2 protein-coding genes are annotated in these 1,187 nt (G+C 34.5%); both read right to left on the bottom strand.

Translation table 11 applies throughout. The features are described 5' to 3' along the window. The coding region (locus tag NF27_RS10810; protein ID WP_039459581.1) for a U-box domain-containing protein at nt 1–713 on the bottom strand (713 nt) is incomplete at its 3' end. 45 nt (nt 714–758) lie between these two features. After that, on the bottom strand, nt 759–1,187 hold a 429-nt coding region (locus NF27_RS10805), incomplete at its 5' end, for a hypothetical protein (RefSeq protein ID WP_039459580.1).

Here is a 1,187-nt window from a genome sequence, read left to right as displayed (position 1 = left end):
TGCATTACTTTATTGTGAGCTTCCTTTTTAAATTCTCCAAGCTTCGGTGATAATTCCTCAACTAACTTTTCACTATTTATAGTAATGTTGGTATAACCTTCATTAAATTCTCCTTCATCTACTATCAAACCATTAAAATTGGTATTATAGTATGTTATAAACTTTAAATATTCCTGATCAGATGCAAACCTTAGTTTAAAACATGTATGCCCACTTTCATTATTCCTACGAAATATTGCTCTTTCCTGATTAGTATAAATACCCGCCATACCAACCAAAGTTTGTTCAACAACAGTCCCCATATATACTGCATTCATCTCCACATCCAAATCATTTTGTAACTTACGCATCACTTTAATATGGCTATACTTAGGGGATGAATATACATTCCTACTTACAACGGTTGAACTTTCTTCTCTCTCTTCTGCAATACTTGTATTTTGTAGTGCTATCCTTGCCTTATATACTTCTATTGCATCTTTTAAATTTCTGTTAGGTATTAGCTTACCGGGATCCATAGCTTGTCTTGTCATAGGGCTTTGATTACGGTGCTCCCTCATCCATCTAACTATTGACTCTTTCTCATAACTATACCCGTCTTCCGCTATCACAGGTTCTTCCATTAAATCCTGAGTAATTATGCATATATATTCATTAGGATGCTCAACTTCATTGCTATTCTCTACATTGTTTCTTATTTCATCTGTTCTCATCTTGTTCTCCTTTATTTAATAATTTTATGTTGTTATTACTCTTGCTTAGTTTATATGACGACCTAACTGTGTGTCCCTTGTACCACATCCTCCAAGCCACTCAGCTACTTCTTCATATAATTTCCTTGTATCCATTTTTATACTAGTTAATTGGCCTGCTTGATACCTAATCATTTGTTCTTGAACTACTAATCCTGGATAGTTTTCTCTATAATAATTAATAAACCTGCTCAAATCAGCCTCACTATTAAACCTTAAGCTAAAGGTTGTTATAATTGTTTGGTTGCTTGTGCTTGTTCTAAACTGGGCACCATTTTGCTGCGTTATTATTCCTGCGCCCCCTACTATAGCTTGCTCTACTACAGTACCTATATATACATCATTCCAACTTACTCCTAGCTTTCTTTCAAATTTCCTCATAAGTTCAGTATGGCTTAAGCTGGATTGTGTTATTCCTTCTGTCTCACTCTTCTC

The sequence above is a fragment of the Candidatus Jidaibacter acanthamoeba genome, assembly GCF_000815465.1.
Classification (GTDB): Bacteria; Pseudomonadota; Alphaproteobacteria; order Rickettsiales; family Midichloriaceae; genus Jidaibacter; species Jidaibacter acanthamoebae.
Note: the sequence above shows the minus strand (reverse complement) of the source record. Positions and strands in the feature narration are given on the sequence as shown.